The 24,084-nt window shown below is 69.1% G+C and carries 11 protein-coding genes; 2 read left to right on the top strand and 9 right to left on the bottom strand.

Annotated elements, in window-relative coordinates; all coding sequences use genetic code 11:
- Nucleotides 1-104: 104 nt before the first annotated feature.
- The 7 genes from ADK57_RS27215 to ADK57_RS27245 form a co-directional block, all read right to left on the bottom strand.
- The gene (locus ADK57_RS27215) at nucleotides 105-1,013 is read right to left on the bottom strand and encodes a beta family protein (RefSeq protein WP_053752224.1); all 909 of its coding nucleotides are present in this window, start codon (nucleotides 1,011-1,013) and stop codon (nucleotides 105-107) included.
- 263 nt (nucleotides 1,014-1,276) lie between these two features.
- Complete coding sequence (locus ADK57_RS27220; RefSeq protein ID WP_053752225.1) at nucleotides 1,277-3,529, bottom strand: UvrD-helicase domain-containing protein; 2,253 nt, start codon at nucleotides 3,527-3,529, stop codon at nucleotides 1,277-1,279.
- A complete protein-coding gene (locus ADK57_RS27225; RefSeq protein WP_053752226.1) occupies nucleotides 3,526-10,236 on the bottom strand; it encodes a DEAD/DEAH box helicase in 6,711 nt (2,236 codons plus the stop codon). Before ADK57_RS27225 ends, ADK57_RS27220 begins: the two co-directional genes overlap by 4 nt.
- A gap of 73 nt (nucleotides 10,237-10,309) precedes the next feature.
- Nucleotides 10,310-11,170, bottom strand: coding sequence for a hypothetical protein (locus tag ADK57_RS27230; protein ID WP_053752227.1), 861 nt, complete (start codon nucleotides 11,168-11,170; stop codon nucleotides 10,310-10,312).
- A 112-nt stretch (nucleotides 11,171-11,282) separates the two neighbouring features.
- Entirely contained in the window at nucleotides 11,283-12,458 is a 1,176-nt protein-coding gene (locus ADK57_RS27235) for an AAA family ATPase (RefSeq protein WP_053752228.1), read from the bottom strand.
- Nucleotides 12,451-13,647, bottom strand: coding sequence for a DUF262 domain-containing protein (locus tag ADK57_RS27240; protein WP_053752229.1), 1,197 nt, complete (start codon nucleotides 13,645-13,647; stop codon nucleotides 12,451-12,453). Before ADK57_RS27240 ends, ADK57_RS27235 begins: the two co-directional genes overlap by 8 nt.
- 88 nt (nucleotides 13,648-13,735) lie before the next feature.
- Nucleotides 13,736-14,200, bottom strand: coding sequence for an ATP-binding protein (locus tag ADK57_RS27245; protein ID WP_053752230.1), 465 nt, complete (start codon nucleotides 14,198-14,200; stop codon nucleotides 13,736-13,738).
- 159 nt (nucleotides 14,201-14,359) lie between these two features.
- On the opposite strand from ADK57_RS27245, the gene ADK57_RS27250 reads away from it, so the two are divergent.
- A complete protein-coding gene (locus tag ADK57_RS27250) occupies nucleotides 14,360-15,256 on the top strand; it encodes a helix-turn-helix domain-containing protein (RefSeq protein ID WP_053752231.1) in 897 nt (298 codons plus the stop codon).
- Nucleotides 15,253-15,456 (top strand): DUF397 domain-containing protein, encoded by a 204-nt coding sequence (locus ADK57_RS27255; protein ID WP_053752232.1) that lies wholly within the window; start codon nucleotides 15,253-15,255, stop codon nucleotides 15,454-15,456. The genes ADK57_RS27250 and ADK57_RS27255 overlap by 4 nt, the downstream gene beginning before the upstream one ends.
- Before the next feature lie 57 nt (nucleotides 15,457-15,513).
- Here ADK57_RS27255 and ADK57_RS27260 read toward each other — a convergent pair whose 3' ends face one another.
- On the bottom strand, nucleotides 15,514-21,069 hold the full coding sequence (locus tag ADK57_RS27260; RefSeq protein ID WP_053752233.1) for a hypothetical protein: 5,556 nt from the start codon (nucleotides 21,067-21,069) through the stop codon (nucleotides 15,514-15,516).
- A gap of 3 nt (nucleotides 21,070-21,072) precedes the next feature.
- Nucleotides 21,073-24,027 carry an SNF2-related protein gene (locus tag ADK57_RS27265; RefSeq protein WP_324612209.1) on the bottom strand — a complete coding sequence of 985 codons (2,955 nt, stop codon included), beginning with the start codon at nucleotides 24,025-24,027 and terminating at the stop codon, nucleotides 21,073-21,075.
- Nucleotides 24,028-24,084: the final 57 nt, after the last annotated feature.

Consider the following 24,084-nt stretch of genomic DNA (forward strand, 5'->3'; position numbering starts at 1 on the left):
ACCGTCGTATTTCGGGGATGTGACGATCGGCCGGAGACGCGGTTTCTTTATGTACTCAATTCCCGTCAGGCTGGGCGCCACATGCCGCGGAGCCGAACGCTCGGTCAGCCACTCGGCTCACGCAGCTGGCCCGCCACGAAGGTGATGTGCTGGACGTGCCCCTTCTCTACCCACACTTCGGGATTCCCCGGGCTGACAGGCATGTCCGGATCAGCCTGGTCCTGGAGCCAGAGCTCACCCGCACTGGACCCCCTGCGGAATTCGGGGTCGCCGACGATACGTGCCGCGAGTTGCTGCATCCGGCTCTCTTCCCCGCTTCCCCATAGCCTTCCCTTGCCGACCAGGAAGTTCTCGGCCGTCGTGTAGCGAGGCTTCTCGTAGATTCTGGGCCACCGCGTAGGCGGCGCGTCACCACTCAACGGGTGGATGGTCGAGTAGTCCCCGTACACGACACGGCTGTCGCCTCCGAGACGGTGACGCACTTCTCGCCACACCTCCCACTCCGCACGCGGCACCACCGTCAGGTCGTGATCCTTGAGCTGCTTGGCGCCCCACGGGAAGGAACCACCGAGCAGCACCACGGTGCGCCATGCGGCGAGCGTGCCGATTTCTCGCCAGGCACGGAGGGCGCGTGCCACTCCCTCATCGGCACTGCCGACCTCGTACAAGTCCAGGAGAAGGTCCAGTTCCTCATGGTCACCGCCCACCCGGACAAGCATGCGTCGGCACTGGTCACGCAAATCGTCTCCCCCTCCGGGAACGCGAACGCCTAGACCGTTGCCCCACTCCCGGGCGGCCTCGGCCGCGGCACCCTGCTGCATCGGGTCGCGCTCAGGGCCGGTGACCGGCCGCAGCTCGCACCCGAGGAGCCCTGAGCAGATCTCTCGCCAGACATGCTCCACGACGAGTTCCAGCGCGTCCTCCGCATTCCGGGCGTCGACCCAACCAGGGTGGAGTCCGTGCTTGGTGCGGATGTCTCCCGCGGTTTTCGCCAGGTACCGGGCCAACAGCACCGCGTCGTCCGGTACGGCATCTCCCCCGCCGTCCGTCGACTCCTTCCGTTCGACGCGCGGCGGAATCGTCCACAACGCTGAACCCGCTGCTTCTCGCGTATGTCCGCCCGCTGAAGCGCGTTGTATGCAGCTCGCTTCGCGGGCAGCCCCGGCACGTACAAAGGTGTCGCCATACCCACCCCCGGTGTCCGTTTCCTGACGAAACGGTGACAACAGGAGGGCATACGCGAAAGAACACCTATTCGGTCACGACCGGTTTACGTTCAACGATGACCGCTTCGCAGCGGCTCCAGAAAGCGACTCGGCTCCCCGTGCCAGGAGATGGCGAGAGCGTCCCGGGCCCGGGTCGCCGCGACGAACAGCAGCGAGCGAGCGCGCTGCAGTTCGCGCCGGTGGCGTGGCGGGTCGGTGCGCTCCCATGCGTCGACGGACGATCGGGGCACCCGGCCTTCTGAAACCCCGGCGATGATCATGCAGCGGTATTCGAGTCCCTTGAAGCGGTACATCGTGCCGATGTGCACACCCTCGTCGCTCCTCGGACCGTCCCGGGTGATCTCGGTCGCGACAATGCCCCTGCGGCCGAGCCGCTGCACGACGTCGCCGACCATCTCGTTGGTCGGTACGCAGATCGCGACGGATTCCCGGGGTACGTCACTCCAGGTGTTCAACTGCTCGACGACGAGGTCGAGTTCTTCGTCCCAGCTCTCGGCCTCTCGCAGTGTCGGGCGGAGCCCGTGCAGCACGGAGCGGTAGCCGCCCAGTGTGTCCTGGTCGCCGTCGAGGTCGTCGTAGTCGACGCCCTCCAGGACTCCCATCGCGGAGCGGAGGATCTCCCAGGTGGTTCGGTAGCTGAGCGTGAGGCGCGCCGACCTGCCGCGGATGTTGACGCCGAGGCTGCCGAGGGTGACCTGATGGTCGTAGATCCTCTGGTGGGTGTCGCCGACCAGGAAGATGTCGTTGGGCCCCGCCGGGACCATCGCGCGCAGCATCTTCCAGTGCGCGGCGCTGAGGTCCTGGGCCTCGTCGACCACGATGTGCCGGTAGCGGTAGCGCAGAAAGGCCCCTGATCCGGACTCCACGTGAATGTTTCCGATTCCGCCGCGGTCGTCCTTCTGCTGCTGCCTGTTGTCGATCTTGATCTTGCGGTCGATCTCCAGACGGGCGGCGCGCTCGGCCACCTGTCGGTGCGTCTCCAGTCCCTTGAGTTCCAGCCGCTGGGTGAAGCGTTCGGCGAGCTGCCAGATCTCCGCCCGTTCGGCGCGGGTGACGCTGCGGCCACGGCCGGCCCTGCGCACCTTGAAGTAGTCGGACCGGGAGTGGACGGCCTGCCCCAGGATGACCTGGTTCCACTCGTCGCTCAGGAACTCCGCGTCCCAGCGGTTCTCGCCCGCCTCGACCAGCAGCTGGCGCCATTCGCGCAGGGCTTGGGAGTCCTCGATGCGTCGCTTGGCGTTGCCGGGGTCCGACTCCCGCACGACGCGGGTCGCCAGCTGGTCGACGTGCACGATGTCGACGCGGGCCAGGGTCTCCGGCCCGCCGAGCGACAGCAGCCGCGCTCGCAGGTCGGCGGCGAGGTTCTTGTTGAACGTGGTCAGCAGCACCGGCTTGGTGTGACCGGGAGGGAGCCGGTCCACCAGGTGCTTGACCCGGTGGAGCGCCACGATGGTCTTCCCGGTTCCCGGTCCGCCGCTCACCCTGGCGGGGCCGGAGTACTCCCGGCGCACGAGTTTCTCCTGGGTGGGGTGCAGGAAGACCTTCCAGCGGCCGAAGTCGCCTTCCTCGATGATGCTCTGCAGTGTCTCGTCGTCGGTGATGACAACGGCTTGGGAGCGGTCCGCGGCCGACTGCCAGTCGTCGGCGTCGAGTTCCTCCGGCTTCTCGACGGCGACAGGCTCGGTGACCTGTTCCTTGACCTGCGCGAACGAGAATCCGTCCCGCAGCCGCAGCAGCACCTCACCGGTGTGACGGGGCGCGTACTCGGCGAGGCCGAGCAGTTCGTCGTCCGTGGTGAGCTTGAGGACGATCGGGATGAGCGGCTCGGCGACGCCGAGTTCGGCGAGCTGGTCCGCGCTGTACTGCGCGAACAGCGGCTGTTCCACCGGCTGTTGGGGAACAGCGGGAACCGCCGCTTCGGGAGCCCGGCGCAGCACGTCCTCTTCGACGACCTGGAGGTCGACGTAGTCGATGGCCCCGGTGATCTGGTTGATGCCGTAGGAGAGCCGGTCCAGGTTCTGGTGGACATGGCCCCGATGCTTGACCGAAACGAGCAGCCAGTCGTTGCCGCCGAGATGCAGGAGCAGCGCGCGGTACTCGCGGTTGACGCGGGCAGACCAGAGACGGCCGTCGCCCTTGAGCTGCTTGAGGTCGAATCCCCCGGCGTTCGGGTTCTTCCGGAAATCGTGCTGGAACTTGTAGACCGCCCCGACGATCGCCCGGTCCAGCTTGACGATTTCCTTGTCGGCCTTGTCCAGCAGGCGCAGAGTGGCCCCCGTGCTCGGCGCGGCAGGACTGGTCATCCGTCGTGCTCCTCGTCGTTTTCGTCACCACTGAGCAACGCGGCCAGCTCCGCCGCGTCCCACTCCTTTGCCGTGCGCACCTGCCAGCCCGCCTCGGCGTAGGCCTTGTCACGGGCCTCGGCGTCACTGTCCGGTGTGCCGTCGGCATGCTGCTCGTGGGCCAGTACGACGCCTAGGCGCCGGTCCGGCCAGGCCAGTTCGGCGGACCAGGCCGCGTCGCCCAGTTCGTAGCCAGCCCCGGGTGCCGGCGCTCCCAGGTCTGCCAGGGCCACGGCGAGTTCGGCCAGGCCGGGTTCCTCCACCAGGTACTCGATGACCTCGTCCCAGGCGGGATCGCGCACCGCGGCAGCGGGTTTGACCCCCGTGTCAGGGGCTGCCACCCGCCGCTGCGAGGTCAGCCAGCCCACTCCACCGGTGACGGCCAGCTCCGCGGCGTCGAACCCGGAGAGCAGACTCGCCGTCAACTGAACACCGTCCCCCTCACCCTCGTTGAGGAACTGCAGGAGATTCGTCCAGAACAGCCAGGCCTGCCAGCGCCGCCGGTGCGCGGGCTCGTCGGCACTGATCAGGGCCGGGCTGTCCTCCAGCACGGTGAGCGCCGACCAGACGGCACCCGACTGCCCCTTGCGCAGGTCCAGAGTGATGGTCAGCGGGCACCCGCTCGCGTCCTTCGTCGTCATCACCTGTACGGCTCCCTGCCCGCCGGACAGCCGCTCGCCCCGCAGCGCTTCAGTGAGGCGTACGGCGATCGCCGGACCGTCGGCGAGCGCCCGGCTGGTCGCGGACACGGTGGCGAAACCGGCGAGCGCGCTCTGCGTGCGGCGCCGCCACAACTCCGGCTCCGGGCGAGTCAGATAGCCGATCAGCGTGTCGACGGGGTTGGCCCAGACGAAGCGCGGCAGATCCCGGGTGTCCCCGGCGTGCAGTCGCCGGTGGATGTCGAGCGCGGTCTTCTGCGCGGTGTTCTGGTATGGCATCCAGACCGGATCGGCGACGGGCCTGCGGCGTCCCGTCCATGCCTCGACGTCGTCCCACGTCAGCTGGAAGACCTGCCAGCCGGAGGCGCGCAGCCGGGTGCGCTTGGCCGCGTCGTCGGCCGCCCGGTTGCACTCGGGGCTCGCGTGGTAGCGGTATCCGTCGAGATAGACGGCGACCCTCAGCTCCTCCGCGTCGAGCCTGCGGAAGACCACGTCCGGGCGGGTGAAGCCCAGGTCGGTCTGTGTCTCCATCTGCCAGCGTGCGACGGAGCCGTCGGGCGCGGTCAGGCGGAGTTCTGTACTGCGTTCACCGTCCGGGGTGAGGGCCGTGCGGACGCTGGCCTCGTCGACGTCGTCGCGGTTCGCCCAGTCCAGCAGGCCCTGCCGGAACAGTGCTTCGAGCTCGCTCTCGACCTGCGGCGCGAGGTTGATGTCCCGCGTGGTGCCGACGGGCTCGGCGCCCCAGTTCTCGCCCTCGGTGCCGAACAGTTCCCCGAGCATGTCCAGGGCGTGCTCGCGCGAGACCAGTTCGTACTCGCTGTCGGTGACGTGCCGCAGCAGGCAGCGGTGGCAGGCGGGCCGTCCCTCCTCGACGCAGGAGCACTCCTCGATGATCCGACGGGCCGCGGCCAGCACCTCCCGCAGGCCGCCCGGTCCGGCGAGCCGCTGCAGATAACCGGTGCCGCGGGGCAGCGTGTCGTAGAGGACGAGGAAGTGCCGGCGTACGTCCGGGTCGCCGCTGTCCGGGTCGGGCATGGAGTCGGTGACGACGGCCAGGTGGTCGGGGTCGCCGCCGTAGTTCTGGGCGATGCCCGCGAGCAGGGCGGCCTTGAAGGAGACCAGCCGTTCCTGGGTGTGGGCGGTGACGGCCGGGATGAGGATGCGCAGCGCCTCGGTCTCCAGCACATGGGCCAGCAGCACCTTCACGCCCGTCTGCTGGGCCTTCGACTCGGTCAGGCCGGTCCGCACCTTGGGGCACCAGGGCCGGTGGTACTGGGTGGCCTTCACCTGTACCAGGGCGTCCTGGTGCAGGACGGGCCCGCCGTCCGCGTCGGCCTGTCCGCAGGAGTCGCAGACCCAGAAGGGGTTGAGTCGTACGCGACGGCCCGCGAAGGCGTCGTCCGCGACGGCGTCCACGCGCGAGGCACCGACGTTGATGTGCCGGACGGTGGCCTGCCGGGTGAACTCCCAGCCGAAGGTGACTCGCCGGCCTCCGGGCAGGCCCGGCGTGTGACGCCAGGCCTCGACCACGCTGTCGTGGGGGATGTCCACGGCGGGTACGACGGTGTAGTGCCGCCGCTCGCGCTCGTCGGTGTCGTCCCGTACCCGGGCGTCGTCGCGCTGGTCCCTGGAGTGGACGCGGTGCGGCACGAGCACCTTGTGCAGGCAGCCGACGTCGCCGATGGCGGCGGAGTGGCAGCGCGGGCAGGCGGAGGAGTCCTGCTGGGCACGGTGGGTACGGACGTGACCGCAGTCGGGGCAGACCCGCCACCAAAGCCAGGCCGGACGGCCGGGGCTGCCGATGTCGAGACCACTGATCCGGTGCTTGTAGCCCTGGATGTAGAAGTGGTTTCCGGGTGCGAGGTCCTGCAGGGCGAGGCGTGCGGACCGCTCGTACCGGAGGACTTTGCTGTGGTGTCCGATCTCGCCGTCGGCTGCCTCCTCCCGCCAGGTGAGGGTGGCTTCCAGCTCGGTGGTCGAGTCGACGAGGCTGTAGTTGGGCAGCAGTCCGAGATCGACGAGTGCCGCGTGCGCGGTGCCACGGCTGATCTCGCCGGCGCTGCGGGCGACGGCCCGCCGCTCGGCCCGCAGTTCGCGCCCCTGCCGTTCGTGCTCGGGGTCACCGGAGACGAGCCGTCCGATCGCGTCGTCGATGGCGACGATGCGCCGCTGCAGCTCTCCCCGGCGGCTCTCCCACTCCCTGCTCGCGTCCGCGAGGGATGCGGCGATCCCCTCGACGGCGAACTTCCGCAGCGCGTCGGCGGCTTCCGCGCTGACGCCGGTGCCACGCTTCTCGTCGTACGGCGGGAAGAGCCGGAGGAAGTCCGTGACCAGTTCGGCCCCGTTCTCCAGTGCGGCAGCCGTGAAGTCGGACAGCCAGCCGGACGGCCCGAACAGAGCGGTCGCCAGGCGCGGCAGGGCGAGTACGGGAGTTCCGTCCGGCGACGTCAGCCGTCCGGCTCCGGCGAGGTCCAACAGGTGGGCCAGGTACTGGCGTTGGAGGATCTCGACGGCGGAGAGGAAGCAGCCCGGCGGCTGGATGTCACCCGCGATCATCCGCAGCGGATCTTCCAGGTAGTACCGGTCGCGCGGGCCTCGGTCGACCATGGTGAGCAGATAGGCGTTGCCGGTCGTCCGCCCCGCCCGGCCCACCCGCTGAACGTAGTTGGCCGGACCCTTGGGCAGCGAGGCGAGCACCACGGCCGACAGGTCGCCGATGTCGATGCCGAGTTCGAGAGTCGGCGTGCAGGACAGGACCTGTGGGTTGGCGTAGTGGACGTCGGTGCCGTCCCGGAACGCCTTCTCGACGGCTTCCCGCTTGCGCCGGTCGAGGGTGCCCGTGTGCTCGGCGGTGTTGATGGTGAAGACTCCGGCGTCGCGGTACATCCGCCGGTAGAAGTCGTCGGTGAAGTCCCGTCGGCGCAGGCTGCCTTCGCCGTCGCGGCCCGCCTGGAGATGGCCCTTGCACCGGTAGCGCGGACAGGGCTGGCCGTGCCACTGGTGGGCGAGCTCTGGGTGGACGGTCTGCTGCCAGGAGCAGTCCGGGCAGCGCACACCGGCGTCCGCGACGACCTCGTCCGCGAGCTTGCGCACCTGTACATGGCCGGGCTGGAGCCCGTACAGGCGCGTGGCCCCGTCCTTGGCGGTGCGGACCGAGACCACACCGGCCTCGGCGAGGGCCGGGAACAGCCGGACGAGGAAGGCGTTCGCCGCGTCGGGCTGTCGCAGGCCGAGGCTGCGGCGCGTCCAGTCCTGGTACCAGCCGAGGCGTCCGGTCAGTACGTCGAAGTCGTCGCTGCCCTTCTTGGGACTGCCGAGGAGGAAGGCCGGGGCGGAGACACCGGGCGGGAAGGCGGGCATGCCCTCCTTCCGGCCGCCCCAGATCAGCCAGCGCCGCACGCCCGCCTGATCGAGCCAGGGGTCCAGCCAGGCGTGTCGGATCGCGCCCCGCGTCCGCATCCGTTCCAGCAGCCCGCGCACATAGCCGACGAACCGGTCCGGCCCCGGCACGGAACCGTCCGGCAGGGCGATGTCCCCGGGCGTGGTGTGCAACAGCTCGCGCACCAACTCGGCGACACCGTCAGGGTCTTCGAGGGGTACGTCCGCGGCGACCGTCCGCGTCAGCTCCAGGGTGCGGCCCTGCCGGGACCTGAGCCCGAACTCCATGACCGCCGCGAAGGCCAGCCGTTGCGCGATCAGCTCCCAGGTCCGCTTGGAGCCGTGACTGCGCCCGCTGAGCAGGATGTCGACCCCACGGAGCACATGCAGATCCGGCGGGATGACCGCGACCTGCACCTTCCGGCTGTCCACGACCTCCTCGACGATGTCGGCGGCCAGGTCGCTCAGCGCGATCGGGGTGTCCTCGTCGACGCGGCTGGCGAGCAGGGAGCGGAAGGAGAAGGTGTACGAGCGGCTGGCGACGTATCCGGCGCGGTGAGCGGCGTCCTGGACGGAGTCGTTGAAGAGGAGGGTCTTGTTCTCCTTGAGTTTCTCGTCGAGCTCACCCCCGGTGAACAGCTGGGTGATGGAGGCGGCGGCGAGGGCGGCAAGACCGGTACCGAGGTAGCGGATGGCGTTGAAGGTGCGGCAGGCCGGGCACTGGTCGGTCTCCGCCGCCCGGTCGTTGGTGAGGTCGACGACGACGAACGCGGAACCGCGCGGCGTCTTCGTCACGCTCGGCCCTGCTCCGTCCCGCGGCTTCTCGAAGTCCCTCTCGGGCGAGAGCGGCCTGAGGCGCCCGCTGTCCCCGTCGAGCACCATCACCGTGGGCCCGCTGCGCACGGGTTCCTTCGCGAAGGCGGCGTCGTGGGCCTCGGACACGGTCGCCGCGATCATGTTCCGGACCCGGCGCTTGTCCCGCCCGACCGACGCCCGGCGGATCTTGGTGGCGTTCAGTTCGAGCTCTGCCGCGTCGGACTCCGGGGACAGCGCGGCCCACCCTGAGCGCCCGCACTCGCGGCAGAACACGGCGGGCAGGAACACCTCGGCGGGCGAGGGCGCGCTGTCGTCGGCGGGGACGGCGGCCACCTCCTCGTCCCCGGGGCTCGTGGTCTTGTCCCCCGGTGTCTTGTGGACGAGCCGCCCGCCGGAGGCCACCCGTTCGTCGTCCCAGCGGAACTCGGCCCGCGCGGGCGTGATCCCGCGCAGCACTCGGGAGACGGACCGCACCCAGTGGTGGATCTCGACGGCCAGCAGTGGCCGTCCGGGATGGCCCGGATCGCGGGCCGTCGACAGCAGGGCGACATAGCGGGCCAGCGCCTGGGCGGCGACGGTCGGTTTCTGCTGCGCGGCCATGCCCCAGTGGTAGGCGTACCGCGGCAGGACCTCCATGAGTTCCGCGAGCGTCCGAGGGTTGCCGTCGAGGATCTCCAGGACGGCCGCGGTCAGCCGGTGCTGCCGCAGCCTGGCCCCGAGTTCCTCGGGCGAGAGCCCTTCCTCACCGGTGAAGGCCGTCGCGAGCCGGTCCAGGGCGCCCTCGTCCCGGGTCGGGTCCCCGAGGAGTACGACCTCCTGCGGCGCCGGGAACGGCAGGCTGAAGTCGCTGTCGCCGGCGAACTCCTGCACGCTGCGCCGGGACTCACCGATCACCGAATCGGCCGGGAAGGGCACACCGAAGACCTGCTCGGCGACCTCCAGCATGGAGGACCCGCCCGACCCGGACCCGCCCGACCCGGACTCGCCGAGTGTCGCCGAGGTGGCGACCGGGCAGACGGACCCGAGCGGCCGCCCGTCGCGGGCCAGCCCGGTCACGGACCCGAGCCGCCGCAGCAGCATCGCCACGTCCGTGCCCTGGGCGCCGTCGTAGGTGTGGAACTCGTCCAGGACGACGTAGGCGAGGGGCGAGTTCTCCCACAACTTCTGGTCCTCGGGCCGCTGGAGGAGCAGGTCGAGCATCTTGTAGTTGGTGATCAGGATGTCCGGCCGGGTGCGCCGGATCTCCTCGCGTTCCACCGCGACCTTGCGGACGGAGTCCTTGAACTCCCGGGACGGCTTGTCACCGATGTACAGCGCGGCCCGGACCCGCTCCAGCCGGGTGTCCTTCTCCAGGTAGTCGTTGATGCGCTGCGCCTGGTCGGTCGCGAGCGCGTTCATCGGATACAGCAGGACGGCTTTCACCCCGCCTCGCCCGGCCTCGCGCTCGCGACGGCAGTGGTCGAGCAGCGGGACGAGGAAGGACTCGGTCTTGCCGGATCCGGTGCCGGTGGTGACGAGAGTCGGCTGGGCCGGCCCGTGCAGGGTGGAGAGCCGCTCCCAGGCCCGCGCCTGGTGCCGGTGCGGGTGGAAGGGGGCGCGCGGCCACCACTGGAGGTGCCGCTGCCAGTCGTCGTTCTCGGCGGCCCGGAAGGGGGTTCGGATCCGCAGGTACGGCCCCCGGAAGATGCCGTCGTCGGCGTCGCCGAGGAACTGCTCCAGGGCCCGCCGCGTCGACTCGTCCGCCAGGGCGTACGTCGTCGACAGGTACTGGCTCAGGCTGGCCCGTACCTGGTCGGCGGCGAGAGTCGGACGCACGCGCGGTCCCCCTTCAGCGCTGGATCATGGTTCGCACACCCACCGTAAGGGACGGCGGGATGTACGGGACCCCTCAGACCCCGAGCTTGCGGCCCACGTAGGCGATGCGGACGGTCCGGTCCTCCGACACGAGCCTGAAGTGGATCCGCCCGGGCTTGGGCGGGTAGTCGGTGTGCAGGTAGAAGAGCTGCCGCTCGCCGTCGAGGTCGGTGAACCAGCACAGGCGCTTGCGGGACTCGAACTCGCCACGCACGTCGCCGCCCCACGGCGGTCGGGGCTGGGTGTCCGGGTCCCAGGCGGAGACGGCCTCCTCCAGGTCGAGGAGGCGCCGGCGAACGACGGGGACGGACAGGGCGTCGAGGGAGCGCAGCTGGCTCTCCACCTCAGGCAGGAACTGAAGGCTGGGGCAGATCCTGTCGCGCTTCTCCCAAAGGTGGGCCCCGGTGGTGGCGGCGGTGTCGCGGGAGGCCTTGATCCACCGCAGATGCTCGTCCACGTGCGGTCGGGCCGAGGCGTGCCGAACTCTGACGAGGCTGACCTCCGTGCCGCTGCCGTCCTCGCTCTCGTCCTCCTCGACGAGCCGCTCGCGCTCCAGCATCAGCGTGGTGGCGTCCCAGCGGGCGTCGACCGGCAGCGAGACACCCAGTCCGTCGGCCATGTGGGCTGCGCCCAGGCCCTCGGCGACAACCCCGTCGTGACGGTATTCGACGTCGTAGCCGTCCACCCCGTCCGGGAACCCGGTGTTGAACGGCGACTTGGTCCGCAGCTTGAGCAGCAGAGTCCAGGCGGCCTGGTTCCTCGGATTCCCGAACCACTTGCCGATCGGATGCCCTTGCGCGATGTGGAGCTCGTTGAGCTTCGCTTCGGTCACCAACGTCGTCCCCACCGGGTCCGCACGCTGGATCGCCGCCGCGGTGCGGGCGAGCTCTGTCATGGCCCGCTCCGCCTGTAACGGCTCGCAGGCACTGCGGCACGACTCCTCGTTCAGGAACAGTTGCGGCACGCGTCCCCCTGGATCACGACGTCTTACGGGCGGTCAGCCGGGCTCAGTCGAGCAGTTGCACCAGCGTGTTCTCCAGCTCGTCGAAGAAGCCCTTGGGCCACTGATCGAGAGAGCCGTCGACGTCGATATGGGGAGTGATCACCTCGACGCCCGAGCCGTTGGTACTGCGGAAGAAGTGCACGACGGCCTGCTGTGGTGTGAGAAGCCCCTGCTTGACGGCGAGACGCATGCCGTTGAGTACGTGGTCGCTGTGGGTCTCGACGATCAGCTGGGCACCCTGGGCGGCGGCGCGGGCGCCGAGCTCAGCCATTTTGGTCTGCCCCTGCGGGTGGAGGTGTGCCTCCGGGTTCTCCAGGAGGACAAGCCCGCCGGGTTGTGCGGTGAGGCAGGCGACGACGATGGGGAGGGCGTACGTCAGACCGAAGCCGACGTTGGTGGGTCGGCGGCGGCGCGTGGCGGTGAGGGCGTCGCCGAAGCCGTAGGAGAGGCGGACGGTGTCCGTGCCCTCGATGGGGGCGGCCTCGATGTTCACGCCGGGGCACAACTCGCCCATCCAGGCGGCGGTTTGGTCGAGGAGGAGGGCGGAGTCCGCGCCGGGGTGGCGGAGCGGGCCTTCGGGGACCTCGTCGCGGGCGTGGTAAAGGAGGAAGTTGACCGCGTGTTCGCCGCGGACGCCGAGGAAACCGCGGCCGATGGCCGCCTGGTGGTCGCGGGGGTAGCGCTCGGCGGGAGTGATGCGGTCGGCGTGCAGGTACTGGAACCGGGCCCTGAAGTATTCCGGGTACAGCCCTTCCTGTCCCGCGGGCCGGTCAGGGCCCTCCTCGGTCGCGGGTACCTGGATCCGGGTCACCGGCAGCAGGTTCTGCTCGCGCTCGTACTCGGCTCCGTAGGTGTAGTGGAGAGCACCTTCGGCCACCGCCACCACGATGAGCTCGACTCCGACGAAGTCCTCGTGCAGGACGTCCTGTCCGGTCCCGAGGCCGACGAGCTCACCGTTGAGCAGGAATCCGCCTCCGCCCAACGGCCTGCGCTCGCTCCCATCGGTGACGAAGGGTGCTTTCAGGAAGCCGGCTTGGTACGACTGGTACAGCAACGCCAGCGCCTGGATCACCGTGCTCTTGCCCGACGAGTTCAGTCCGGTCAGCAGTGTGAGCGGGCCGAGGGGGATCTCCGCATGCTGGAACGCCTTGAAGTTGGTCAGCGTCAGCTGGTCAATCACCGCTCAGTACCCCCTGGACAACCTGCTTCACCACCCTGAACCGCGTCCGCACGTTCTCCGCGTTGCTGGTGTCGACGGAGAGCGCGCGCGCGAAGTTCCAGTCCACGTCGAGCTGGAACGCAAGATCGGCCTGGACCTTGTCACGGGACGTTACCAGCAGCTCACGCTGATGGTCCTCCAGGTCCGCGAGATTGACGGCCACGGCCTCGAACAGGGCTTTGTTGACAGGGGACTTGCGGCGGCGCCCGACCGACTTCCGGAACGCGTGCCTGCCGAAGACGTCATGCGCGCACTTCATCGCCTCACGGAACTGCCGTGCCTCCCACTCTCTTTGCTCGTCCGACAGTGCGTTGACGCGATGCATGGCTTCGTTAAGGAACTGCTCGAAGTCCTGCTGCCGGTACTCCTCCGGAGGGGACAGCCGGAAGGCCAGGTACCGCAGCACCATCTCCCGGTCGGTCATCCGCTCGTTCGACACGCCCCACCCGGTGGCCTCGCCGAAGGCGGGCTCTTCCGTCAGGTCGGCGAGGAAGTCACGAGCGGGGCCGGGGATCATCGCATGCCGGATCTCCTGGCGGGTCAGGGGCAGCCCGGCCGCGTTGATACGGGAGAACACGTTGAACTTCACGGCTTCCGGGGTGCCCAACCGGACGAGGTGCACGACGAGCCGCGTCTCACGCAGTCGGATGCGCAGCCGCCCGGGCAGTTCCTGGTAGCCCTTTCCCTCGAACTGCTCCAGGAAGTCCAGGCCGCGAAGAGCCAGCGGGGTCGCGTTGATGAGTCCTGGAGCCATGAACCGGACGAGGGCGGTGAGCCGTTGGGTGCCGTCGACGACGGACCAGTCGTCGTTCTCCTGCTGGGCCAGGAAGAAAGGTGGCAAGGGGATGCCCAGGAGCGACGACTCGATGAGGCGGCTCTGCTGCACCTCGCTCCACATGCTGGCCCGCCGCTGGAAGTCCGGCGCCAGGTCGAGCGCCCCACGGGTAAGCCGGTCCAGCAGCTCCTCGACCGTGACCTGCAGGATGTCGATGCTGACACTGTCCGGGTCGAAGGGCTCCGAGCCCCGCTCCGGCTCATCGGCGGGCAGCTCCAGTTCGACTCCGGTCGGCCGCCCGTTCGCGCCGATCTCGACGGGACTCTCGAACAACGACCCTCGCGCGTCGTTCTCGCCGTCCTCCAGCTCTGCCATGTCTCCTCTTAGCTCTTGCCGTCCTGGGACGCATCCGGGGATGCGTGGGGGGTGCGGTCCGTCGCCAGCTTATGGCGGGAGGGTGCAATCAGCGCGGAAGGTCCAGCTCGGCGCGGACGGTCTTGCCGAGCAGCGCCGCCCCCGACGACACCCGGTCGAGCACCTCCCACCGGTCGGCGAGGACGTCGACAAGGAACAGGCCACGGCCGGACTCGTCGAGGGGCGGCGGGGCTGCCAGGTCTTCGGGGCCGGACGGCCTGCTGTCCGTACGGGTGTCGGAGACCTCGATGCGGAGGAGGACGTCCGGGGTGTGGGCGAGGCGCAGTTCGAAGTCGCGGCCCGGCACGCGGCCGTGGGTCACGGCGTTCGCGGCGAGCTCGGCGACGATCACGCCGGCGGTGTCGGAGAGTGAGCTGCCGTGCGGAATGTCCCAGCTGTGGAGCTGGGTGAGGGCCAGGTGCCGGGCGAGCCGCGCGCCGAGCGGGGTGGAGCTGAACCGCTGAGTGAACACACGTACGGTAAGCGTGTGTTGGGGGGTAGGGGGTGGCGTCATGGGCCCAATGTGGCGCCCGAAGGGGGCCGTTCACCAGGTCAGCGACTCGTACGCTGAGTCAGCGTACGAGCACGAAGGGTGGACAGTACCCGTGACTGGTCGTGACCATGGGGGCGTTAGGAGTGTGCGGCGGGGCGAGTGCGCGGGAGGTGGCCTGGAATGGCGGACGACACGGGCGGTACGGGTGGAGGCGGCGGGGTGAGTGCGGTGGCGGGCGGGCCGTCGGGCGGGGGCGCGGGTGAGCCCGAGTCGTCGGACAGCCTGAAGACGTTCGGGGCGGTGGTCAAGGGGTTCCGCAAGCGGGCGGGCCTGACCCAGGAGGAACTGGCGGACCGGGTGCGGTACTCGCCGGGGACCGTGGCCTCCATCGAGCAGGGCAGGCGGTTTCCGCGGCCGGACTTCGTGACGCGGGCGGAGGAGGCGCTGGACGCGTTCGGGATCCTTCGGGAGGCGTCGCAGTTCGTAGCGCGGCAGCCGGGGTTGGCGAGCTGGTTCCGGCAATGGTGGCGGCTGGAGGCGGAGGCGATCAGCCTCTACACGTACGAATGCCGGGTGGTTCCGGGGCTGTTGCAGACGGAGGCGTACGCGCGGGCGGTGTCGTTGAACGTGCCACCGCGTCCGACCGAGGAGGAGATGGAGGAGCGGATCGCCGCGCGGCTTGCGCGGCAGGAGCTGCTGTCGGTGCGGAGGAAGCCGCCGACGGCGTTCACCTTCATCGTGGAGGAGGCAGTACTTGAGCGGCACACAGGTGGGGAGGACGTGACGCGGGAGTTGTTCGACCATCTGCTGGAAGTGACCGAGCGGCACTGGAACGTGGAGTTCCAGATCATGCCGCTACGGCAGCCGACGCATGCGGGCATGGACGGACCGCTCCAGCTGCTGGAGACGCCGGACAATGAATGGTTCGGCTACTCGGAGGGGCAGAAGAATGGGCGTCTCATCACTGACCGGAAGGAGATCAGCGTCCTCCAGCAGCGGTATGCGAAACTGCGCTCGCAGGCTCTGACCCCAGCAGACTCCCTGAGCCTGCTGAAGCGAATGCGAGGAGCGCTATGAGCACGTCCGAACTGGCCTGGTTCAAGAGCAGCTACAGCGGCTCCGAGGGCGACAGTTGCGTCGAGGTGGCCATCTCCTGGCAGCAGCCGGCCACCGTCGAGGCGGTACGTGTCCGGGACTCGAAGCAGCAGCGCGGCCCGCAGCTCGCCCTCTCCCCCGGCGCGTGGGGTGACTTCGTCTCGTACGCCGCGCAGGTCTGACCCGTACGGCAGAGCGTCCCGCACTGGAGTGGCAACTCCGGTGCGGGGCCCTTGCGTTCACTTGCCCTTGGCTCGGGCGGCCTTGAGCCGCTTCTCGAAGTGGGCGTGCGCGGTGCGCATCTCCTCTTCGCGGTTGGCCTTGTAGAAGGGGGCGGTGTAGCCCTCGGGGGGCTCGGGGCGCTCCTTGTTCTGCCAGGCCTGGAACTGCTCGTAGTGTTCCTTGGTCTGGCCGTGGCCGTAGGTGTGGTGGCTCGCGGCCAGCTTGCGGCCCTTGGCATCGAAGTACATCCCCGCGTCCCTCTGGGCCAAGATGTAGTAACGAGAGCGATAGATGGCAATCAGTTCCTCTGCGCTCATGCCCAGCCATACGGCGACCACGGCGTCCAGCTCGACGAGCGCGGCCCGCCGTTCATACTCGGTTCGCAGTGGAGTGCCGTACTCCCAGACCGACTTGAGGTGCCCGGCGAGCGGCGTGAGTCCGGGCCAATCCACGGCCCAGTCCTCGTAGCCGGGCCAGGTCATGTCGTAGAGCTCAGTCCACAAAGGCGCGTAAGCCTCGGTAAGGCAGTTGAGGCGCAGGGTGCGCAGAAGGAGCGATCCAGCGAGCGGGTGCGCAGGATCTGCGTACGGCATCTTGTGAGCTTCGGCCACGCGGAGGTCCGAGCGGCTGGCGATCCGCAGGAGATAGTCCAACGGCAGGCCAGCCCACAAGCCTGAGTTGAGTGCAGTGGTGCGATTGTCAACCAGAGCCATTGAGTTGACAGCGTCGACGTGGGCCGGGCCCGGCGGAATCAGCGCTGCAAACAGGCTTCGCTCTGTGTCGAAAGGGATCATTCGTCGCCAGGTCAACCGGTAGAACTCCGTGTACGGGCGAAAAAGCCACAACCGCTGCCGAAGCAGTTCCCGTTGCTCATCGGTTGCGAGCTTCAGCTCTTCCTCCGCCAACGCGGTTCCGCGCTCCTCCCACTCCTTACCGGACAGCTCCCATCCTGTCCCCAACCGGGAATGATCGAGCCAGCGGTCCTGCTCGGCTCTGTAGCTCTCGACAGTGCACGAGTCCGGCCGGACGTAGCTGGTGCGCGGCACAGCGTCAGCGGACAGCGAGGTCAGGTCCCAGTCTGTGTAATCATTCCGATTCCTGAGCGGAACGTTGGGCTGCTTCTCAAACGGCGTCGCGATTCCGAAGTGAGGCCCCTGCAAGACGACGTCCTCCAGTCTGCCCGGGGCCGTGGCATGCCACTGGATGAAGCCGTTCTCCTTGCCCATTTTTTCGTGGTACCCCGCGCTGATTCGCGGGTCATGCATGCCCACACGATCATTCACCGCGGCCAAGGCAGCTATTGCGTCCTGTTCGGCCGCGGTCACAGGGTAAAGCAATGCTGCCTGACGCACCGGCCCGCCTTCATCGCCGGACAGGCGACGCCACTGCAACAACAGCTCCTCATTGACCCTCACCAGGCGCGCGCTATGAGGTCGTACGTCCCACTCTCCGTCCTGCTTGATGCCCGGCAACTCCCCGTTCCCATTGTGTACCAGGGAGGCCACGAGTACAGCTGGCGTGAACAGCCAACTGATGTGCGGGAAATCAATCCGCTTGGGCCTGCCATACACATTAACCGAGAATTGCCGGGTTTCCTTGATCTCCGGAAACACATGCAGCTGGTTCCAGAAATGGGCGTGGAACCGCAGTCGCTCATAGGCTGCTTCTCGGAGCCTTCCCTCCCGCGCCCCTCCGAAGTGCGAGTCCGGGTGGATCAGACCTGCCAGGCCAGCCCCGCCAAGGTTATTCCACGCCCGGCACATGAACGCTCGATACAGGTCCGGCTGCGTCCCGGTGAGTAGAGGATAGGTAACCGGCGAACCAAGGACTTGCTGTAGCCCCACATTTGAGGACAACTCACGGAGGAAAAACTCCAGTGCCCCCGGACGCGCCAGTACTCCGGTCTTGCGCTCACGCCATGCCGTCACTCCCGGCTTTTCCGCCAGCATGAACCACGGCTCCAGCTCGGCAAGGACAACATCCTCTGCCCACCGCGGCCGAACCCAAGGCGGATTCCCCACCTGAAGATCAAACCCCCCGCTTACCCCCCGAAACACATGCGCAAAGTGCAGCTCCCAGTGGAAGAACCCGTGCCCGTCCTCCGCCTTTATGTCCTTCTCGGTCGTACCGGCGATGTCCTCCACCGTGTGAAGCCACGGGAACCGCAATCGCAGGTTGAACGCGTGGTCCATGCCCAGCGCGACATGCATGTCCCGCTCGAAGTCCTCCAGAATCGGCAACGCCTCATCAACAGGGAGGTCATCGAGACCGTCCAGGAAGGACCCGTCCGCATCCTTCGTGCCGAGGGTCAGCTCAAGGAAGTCCAGCCAGTCCTCGAACGTCTTCAGGGGAATGACCTCGCGCCAAGGATCCTCACCGATCTGCGCCTCGCGACCACCCCGCCCCCCGGCCAGCGAGGCCTTGGTCCGCAGCCCCTTCTCGCCGTCGGCGACAAGCCCGGCGTCCCCCAACTCCCCCTGCTCACCGGCAGGATCGTCGAACAGCCCCGCGGCCCGCCAGACGAGATCACCCGGCGCGGGCCCCGAAGCCTCTGCCGGAACGGACGAGTCGACCCCACCGTCACCCCCGGCCAGCAGCTCCGCCAGATCCTCCCCACGGACCACACCCCCGCCGGCCGCATAGTCCGCGCTCGTACCGTCCAGCTCGGCCACCTTGTCCAACGGCCAGAACCACAGCGCACACCACGCGTCCATCACGGTCTTCAGCCGCCAGTAGGGCGTACCGAGCGCGGTCAGATCATCCAGCACCTTCCGCCGGGCATCCATGTCCACCTCGGCCGACGGCGTCAACCAGTCCGCGCCCCACACATCGATCCGCCGGGACACCTTCCGCTCGGACAGCTCAAGCCGCTTGGCGACGAGGCTCCACAGGAACTCCGCCCGCCGCGCGACCCGCTGGAGCCGCCACAGCTCGGTCTTCTCCCGAGCCTTGGCCCACCGGTCGTACCGCTTCTGCCGCTGTTCCTTCCCCTCGCCCTCCTTCTCCTCGAAGGGCTTGTATGCCTTCGGCGCGCGCAGAACCCCCTTGCGCCACCGCCCGAGCGCCTTCGCCTCTTCCTCGGCGAGCTTCTTGGCCTCCGCCTCACCCGCGACCGCGCCCCACCCCACCGCGGGCAACAGGAAGTGATGCACAGCCCCCTCGGGCAACTCCCCTTCCCGGAAGGGAAGTTCACGCGGCGGCAACGGAGCGGACTTCGCCAGCCACCCACCCCCCGGCAGGTCACCGGCGCCGTACACCTTCCGCCCCGCCCCGATGAGCGAGTTCCCGCGCCGCAGATGGAGCCCGAACCACGGAGCCTGCATCCCGGGATGCATGGTGTTGAGCCACAGCGAGACCTCCGCCAGCTCCACCGCCGTCGCGTTCAGGTCGACGCCGTACGCGTTGTGCAGCGCGATGTACGCCTTCACCTTCTGCAGCTCGATCTGCCGCAGCTCGGTGTCGACCCGCCCGCCCAACTCGACCTCGCGGCGCCGCAGATACTCCTCGGCCACCTGGTCGATGGCCTCGTTCAGGAACGCGCCCGAACCCAGCGCGGGCTCGCAGATCTTCCACTCCAGCAGCTCCCGCGCCGGCGTGGTCGTACCACCCTGGTCGAGCCGATGCCTCAGCGCCAGCTCGACCGTGACCGCCGTCAGGCTCTTCGGCGTGTAGTACGACGCGGACGTCTGCCGGTCGCGCCCCGCGAGGCGGTACACGAACGAGCCCTCCGGGTGCACCACCCGCTGCGACAGGCCCGTCTCCTCGTCCACCCGCTGGACGAACACGTCGTCCGGGTAGTCCTGCACCTTCGACGCCGGAATCATCCAGCTGCCGCCGGACGGGTCCCCGCCCTTGGCGACCTCGTACAGGTCCTCCTCGGCGATGAATCCGGTGTAGGACATCAACCCTTCGTATACCGCGCCGAGTTGGTTGATGCCGAGCTGCGCGTACGAGATGAAGCCGCCGCGCTCCCGCCCCTTGCCCTTGGTGAGCATGAGGCGGCGCAGTACCCGGTGCAGGGTGGCGTTGCGCAGGCTGGTGTCCAGGAACTCGGGTTTCTCCGAGCCGACGCCGTCCTCGCCCTCGCCCTCGTACAACGGGTTGTCCAGCCGTCGGCCGATCAGCCGGATCGCCTCTTCCTTGAACAGCTCGGACCGCAGCGGCTCGAACCGCAGCCCGGCGCTCGCGCTCAGCGCGGCCGCACGCCGAACCCGCCCCGCCTCGCGGACCCGCTCGTCGTGCTCGGCCTGCGTGATGTCACCTGCGGCCAGCAGGTCGGCCGCCTCTGCCTCCGCCGCGCTCGCCTCCCGGTCGGCGGCCTCGGCGGCCAGGTCCTCGGGCTCGCTGCCGTACCGGCGGTGCCCCTTCTCGACCATGCGGAAAAGCAGTTCGAGGGAGTCGTAGAGGTGGGTGCCCCGCCGGGACTTCTCGCCGATCAGGTCGCGTACGACGAGGTCTCCGAGGCGCTGGAGGCCGTACCCCTGCGCGTACTCCGGATAGTCCGACGGCAGGATGCCCAGCGTCGGCTGTGCCTCCGCGTACAGCAGGAACAGGATCCGATACAGGTAGCGCAGTGACTCCCGGCTCAACTGCTTGGCGAGGCGCGCCGGGTCGTCCAACTGGTCCGGGGTGACGCCCTGCTCGCGCAGGCGCTCCAGCACCTCGTTGGCGATCCACTCGACCGACAGCCGCAGGCCTTCCCGCAGCTCCGTCGAGACCCCGACCGCGTGCTTGCCCGACTTGTCGACAAAGTCGGCGAGCGGTGCCGTACCGCCCTCCTCGGGGACGCGCATCGCGTCTGCGCTGAACAGGGCGGTGATGGTGTCGAGTTCGCCGCCGCTCCGGTCGTCGCGGCGGTTGAGGGCGGTGTCGAGGCTGACGGCGAGGTAGCGGCCCTCGTGCCAGGCCATGCGGTCCGCCAGGACCAGGACACCGCCGACGAGCAGCAGGACGTACCGCGAGGGCTGGTCGCACTCGAAGAGGAAGTCGGTGATCGCCTTGCCGTCCGTCAGGCGGGCCGAGCCCTCCAGGGCGACCGGGTGGAGGAGGGCCCCGGGGCCGTCCGGGTCGAGGGCCGCGTCCGGCTGAGTCGTCCAGCCGCAGGCGACGGCCGTGACGAGGCCGGGCTCGTGGTGGAGGACGTCGACGGCGTACTCGTGGCCGGACCGGTGCACGGTCACCGTCTGTTCGTGCGCCTCGCCGAAGCCGAGCGCGCGCAGGGTGGTGAGGTGGAGATCGGTGAGGCGCTTCCCCCAGTCCGCCGGAGTGGGGCGCTCCGGGTCCGCGGCGGCCTCCGCGTCCTGCGCGAAGGCCGCGCGACCGGCGAAGTACGGGCCGTGCAGGGCGCGCAGCCCTTCGCGCGGGGTGCGGGCGCGCGGCGGCACGGTGTCCGGGTCGGCGCCCTGCCGCTTGGCCTCGGCGACCGCGTCCGCGTACCGGCGGCGTTCCTCCTCCTCGGCCGCCGCCCAGCGGGCCAGCAGGCCGTCCTTGGCCTTGAGGTCCTTGGGGAGGATCTCGGCCAGATAGTGGGCGGAGAGGTAGTCGCCGTGGTTGACCAGCGAGTCGTACGTCATCTCTCAGCTCTCCGCCGGGTCGTCATCGGTGGTCTCGGTGGACGCGGGCCTGTCCAGGACGGCCAGGACACGCAGCAGGGGGCGGCCGGTCGTCTGCAACTGGTCGAGGAGGTGGGCCTGTTCGTCGGCCGTCTCCTCGATCTGGCGTCGACGGCGGCTCGTCCGCTCGGGCAGCAGGGAGTCCTGACGCCACTGCGCGAGCTGCTTGCGGTACTTGGCGAGCGGCTCGCTGATCTGGTCGGCCCACTCTTCCTTCGTACGCTCAAGGTGGTCGCGTGCTGCCGAAACGGCGGCCGGGACAAGGGACTTGAGATGGTCGATGTCGCGTGGGCCGCCGGTGACCGCCAGGCGCGGGCCGACCCGGGCGGCTTCCAGGGCCTCGGACATGGAGGCGACGGCCGGGGTGCCGGGCAGGCCCGAGACGGCCATCCACTTCACGACCGTGGGGCGGCCGAGGGCGTTGGAGTAGATGCCCTGGATGAGGAAGGTCGGGTCGGTGACGTGCGGGGAGGTGATGACCGGCGCCTCCTGGCGGCCGAACTGCACGAGCACCTTGTCGGTCAGCCACTCCGCCACCGGGTGGATGTCGGTGAGGAAGGAGACGTTCGGCCACATCGTGTCCGTGGCCTCGCGGGCGTCGACGAGCTTGCGCTCGGCGAGGGCGCGGTCGAAGGTCACGAGCATCCGCTCGGCCACGCCCTGCTCCTTGAGGTAGGAGGGCGGGAGGGCCTTGAGCCGGTGCAGGAGGTCGGGTGCCTTGGCGGGAGACAGGGAGAGGTAGCCGCCGCCCTTGGGGTCCTCGCCCCGGGACAGGCCGATCAGGTCCTCGGCCCGTTCCTCGTACAGGTCGGCGAGGGCCGCCTCGACGAAGGCGGCCGTGTCGCCCTCGAAGAGGCTCGGGACCTCGGCGCGCGGCGGGAGTTCCTGCTCGGTGATGCTGTCGACCTGACCGAAGAGGTCGGCGAGCATGCCGTCGTCCGCGGCGGGGGCCGAGTCGAGGAACTCCTCGACGGTTTTGCCCTCGACCAGTTCGCGGATCAGCCGGCGCTCCTCCTCCTCCGCTCGGTAGTAGCCGGTCACTGCCTCGGCCGTGCCGTCCAGCTTGTGGGCCTCCTCCTCGCGCCTGAGCAGCTTCTCGGCGACCGTGCGGTCGTCCTTGGCGCCGGGCGTGGCGGAGTTGAGGATCAGGGCGCGGAACTGGGGCTGGTGGCGCTGTCCGTAGCGGTCGATGCGGCCGTTGCGCTGCTCGATACGGATCAGCGACCACGGGATGTCGTAGTGGATCAGGTGGTGGCACTGGCGGTGCAGGTTGACACCCTCGGAGGCGACGTCGCCGGTGAAGAGGAGTCGGACCGGGTTCTCGGCCAGGCCGAAATCGCCGAGGACCTTCTGCTGTTCCTCGTCGCTGAGGCCGCCGTGCATGACACGGACGGCCTTCGAGCTGCCGTCTGCGGCGGTGGGGAACCCGAGCCGTGGCGGCACGACCTGCGCGAGCCACTTGAGGGTGGGCACGCGCTCGGAGAAGACGACGGCCCGGGTACTGCTGCGCGGGCCCACGCCGATCTGCTTCAACTGCTCGACGAGCACGTCGAGTTTGGCCGAGTCACCGGGGGCGCTGCCGTCCCCCATGGAGTCGGTGATCGCGCGCAGGCGGGCGACGGCCTCCTGTTCCCGGTCGATGGCCCGGTCGTGCTTCCTGCCGTCCTTCGCTGCCCTGCCCACACGGTCGGAGAGGCTCTGGGCGCGGGCGGCGAGTGTTTCGGCCAGGGCCCGGTGCGAGGACAGAAAGGACTTCAGGAGGTTGTAGGCGAACAGCGGGTCGGTGCTGACGGACTGCCGGTCCTGGTCGGCCGAGCCGAACTCCGTGCCGGTCGGCTTGGCCGGCAGCCAGTGCTCGGTCAGCTCGGCGAAGATCCGTTCCTCGGCTTCGTTTGCCGCACAGTGCAGAGAGACGGTGGGGCCGCGGTCGGCCCACTCGGTTCCCATCTGGTCGCGGACCTCGGGGCTGATCTTCGTACGCCTGATGAAGAGGTGACCGAGGTCCTCTTCGGGGTCGTAGTGGTTCGGGTCGGCGATGGCCGCCGGGTCGAGAAGCGAGACGAGATCGGCGAAGGACTGCTTGTCGCCGTTGTGGGGGGTGGCGCTGGCCAGTAGCAGGGCGTCGGTGCGTGGGGCGAGGATCTCGGCGAGGGCGCGGCGCTGGCTGCCGGGGTTGATGAGGTTGTGGGACTCGTCGATGACGACGGCGTCCCACTGGATGCGCTCCAGGTGGTGGCGGTACTGGCCGATGTTCTTGAGCGTGTCGACCGAGATGATCACGCGCTTGTAGTGCGTGAACGGGTTGCGGCCGGCCGGGATCTCGCGCTGGATGCGCTGGATGCCGAGCGAGTCCAGGCGGACGAGCGGGATGGAGAAGCGGGTCCACAGCTCGTGCTGGAACTGCTCCAGGACACTCTGCGGCGTGACGACGAGGATCCGCTCGCCTCGGCCGCGGCGGATCAGTTCGGCGAGGGTGAGGCCGATCTCCAGCGTCTTGCCGAGGCCGACGACGTCCGCGATGAGGATGCGGGGCCGCAGGTTGCGCATGGAGAGCGCGAGCTCGGCAGGGCGCTGCTGGTACGTGAGCGGATCCAGGAGGAAACGGTCCGCGAGGGCCAGGCCGCGCTCGGACTGCGGGAGTGGCGTCTTGCGCAGGACGGCTTCGAGGAAGAGGCGGCTGCTGCGGAAGTAGGAGGAGGTGTCCGGGACGAGGCGGGTGTTCTCCGGCTCCAGGAGTTCGACGTCGTCGATCTTGGTGAAGAACACCGCCTCTTCGTCACGTACGAATTCCGACACCCCGACGGCTTCGATCTTGTCGCCGTCGTAGTCGGTCCGCGTGGCGTTCCTGACCAGCCACTCCTCGTCGCGCACCCAGATCTGTGCGCCCGGCGGATAGCGGGTCTCCCCCTGCTCTGGCACCCGGCGTTCCTCCGTCATCAGGGATGAAATATGCCGGCAAAGTCTTTCACGGGGTCG

The organism is Streptomyces sp. MMG1533, from assembly GCF_001279775.1.
Taxonomy (GTDB): Bacteria; Actinomycetota; Actinomycetes; order Streptomycetales; family Streptomycetaceae; genus Streptomyces.